Origin of the sequence: Vibrio sp. 5S239, from assembly GCF_041439575.1 — a bacterium.
In the GTDB taxonomy this organism is placed as follows: domain Bacteria; phylum Pseudomonadota; class Gammaproteobacteria; order Enterobacterales; family Vibrionaceae; genus Vibrio; species Vibrio kanaloae.
The window spans coordinates 1-2352 of the sequence record NZ_JBGOOM010000054.1 but is presented as its reverse complement, the minus strand read 5'-3'; the positions used below and the strand labels follow the sequence as shown (position 1 = coordinate 2352).

1 protein-coding gene is annotated in these 2352 nt (G+C 43.5%); it reads right to left on the bottom strand.

Annotation, left to right across the window (positions count from 1 at the left end):
- Window positions 1–295 precede the first annotated feature (295 nt).
- A complete protein-coding gene (locus ACED48_RS20340; RefSeq protein WP_017056510.1) occupies window positions 296–1921 on the bottom strand; it encodes a methyl-accepting chemotaxis protein in 1626 nt (541 codons plus the stop codon).
- Window positions 1922–2352: the final 431 nt, after the last annotated feature.

Sequence of the window (2352 nt, the reverse complement as noted above, 5' to 3'; positions counted from 1 at the left end):
AATCGAACCACCGACACGCGGATTTTCAATCCGCTGCTCTACCGACTGAGCTATCCGGGCAACGAGGTGTATTAAACGTGTTTTCGCGTTCTGGGTCAACACTAAATTGCAAAAAAAGTATTGTTTGATGTTTTTCTATACTTAGTGGGTTGTTTTTGTCCATTTAGGAAGAAAAACCTAGATCTAGCATGCCCTAAAAGATCATGAAACTACGGTTAACTACACTGAATGGATGCCTAAATAAAAAAAGCACGTATGGAAACGTGCGTTTTTATTTAAGAGCTTTTCCGAGAGTTTAGTACCTTACTTCAAATCTATTAACCCAAGCTTCTAATTCGTTGGAAAGAGAGGCGAGAGTTTGGGTGCTGTTATGACTTTCTGTCACGACATTACTCAGTTGGTTACCGCTCTCTTCGATCATATTGATACGCTTCGATATATCATCGCTCACCTGAGTCTGCTCAGCGGCCGCTGTTGCGATTTGATGACTCATTGATGAAATAGACTCTAGTGCGACAACAATCTGTTGTAGTGCTTCAGAGGCGTTTTGAGACTCAGTTACGGTGCTTTCACTAGTCGCGGCACAAACTTCCATGGTTTGAATTGCGTTGCGAGATCCTTCTTGAAGGTTATTAATCATTAATTGGATTTCTTTGGTGCTCGATTGTGTTCGGCCTGCAAGGTTACGAACCTCATCTGCTACAACCGCAAATCCACGACCTTGTTCGCCAGCTCGAGCTGCTTCAATGGCTGCATTGAGTGCCAATAGGTTAGTTTGCTCCGCTATATCACCAATAACATCCAATACTTTTGCAATGTTGTTTACATCGTTATCTAGGTTAGCGACAGCTTCGCTGGCTGTGCCTAGTTGGCCCGCTAGGCCTTGAATGTTATCTACTGTGTTGTGAATGAGTTGTTGGGTATGCTGACTCTGTTTGTCGGCCTCATCTGTGTTACGCGCGGTATCGCTAGCTGAATCAGCAACGTTATTGGCTGAAGAGGCCATCTCGGTCATTGCTGTCGCGATCATCTCTGTTGATTGCTGTTGGGTCTCTGTCAGTTGAGCAATTGACCCAGCGCGATCTTCGACGCGCTGCAGTTCGCCCCTTAAGGCCAGCATTGAAGCGTTAAGGTTTGATACTAGCTCTGCCAGTGACTTACTCATTTGTTGTACGGCCTGGTAAATACTGCCGTCAGCTGCCTGAGTTTCGAAAGAGGTTTGAATTCGCCCCTGAGCTACGGCTTGTACTGCTTCTCGTACATCTTTAGGTTCGCCGCCAAGAAGCGCTAGCATGCGTTTAATAGATACAATTAGGCTCGATAGAATAAGACCAGCAATCACCACACAAAGGAATAGCTGCCATTGAGCAGTAGACCAAAAACGAGCGTTAACTTCATTGAATCCGATACCGGTGCCGACAACCCAGCCCCAATGTGGCGTTTTCTCTGCAATAGACAGTTTTTCTTCAATCGTTCCATCTGGCAGTTTTTGTGTCCAGGTATACTCAATGATCTGGCCAGTACGATTACCAAGTACTCTTTGGATTAGCTGACCAACACTATTGCCGTCGCCATCTTTAAAGTCGTTAAAGCTGGTTCCGTGTAGTTGAGGATCTAATGGTGTCGCGACAAACGTCATGTTCTCATCGGCTACGTAAACATATTCATTATCTTTATAGATGTTGTTGCGAAGAAGGCGAGTAGCCAGTTTCTTAGCTTGATCTTCTTCTAGAGTGCCATCAATCGCCATCTTCTCGACTTCAGTAAGGATGCTGTATGCACTCTTAAATAGCTCTGTCACACGAGCCTTGTTGTCCATGTTGCTAGCGACTCTCAATGTCCATAAACCAGTAGCCGTCAGTGCTAGCAGGGCGATCAATATGATGCCCGATAATAAGTAAGCTTGCGTTTTTAGTTTCATATTTCCCCGCGCAGCGATTCAATAATTAGTATTAGGTATAATTCATCGAATCTTAATCTAAGTGGTGTAAGGCAGATATTAGAAAGACATCAAAACATGATAGAGATTAAATTTTCGAAGAAAAAAAAGTAACAGAACTCGGTTCTGTTTTTTTTGATGTGAAGATTAGCGTGTTATGAACTTTGGGATGAGTGGTTCTGTTGGAGTGGGGGACTCTTTATAGAACTTAGAATCTGCTGCTGTAGTAAGAGTACTAGAAGGAGATAACTCAATTTATCGAGACTGATTAAGGGTAGAGCTGATGAGTATATTGAATAGAGTTTGCTTTTGTTCAAACGAAAAAAAGCCAAGTCTTTCGACTTGGCTTTTTTGAATGTGGCTCCCCTTGCAAGACTTGAACTTGCGACATACGGATTAACAGTCCGCCGTTC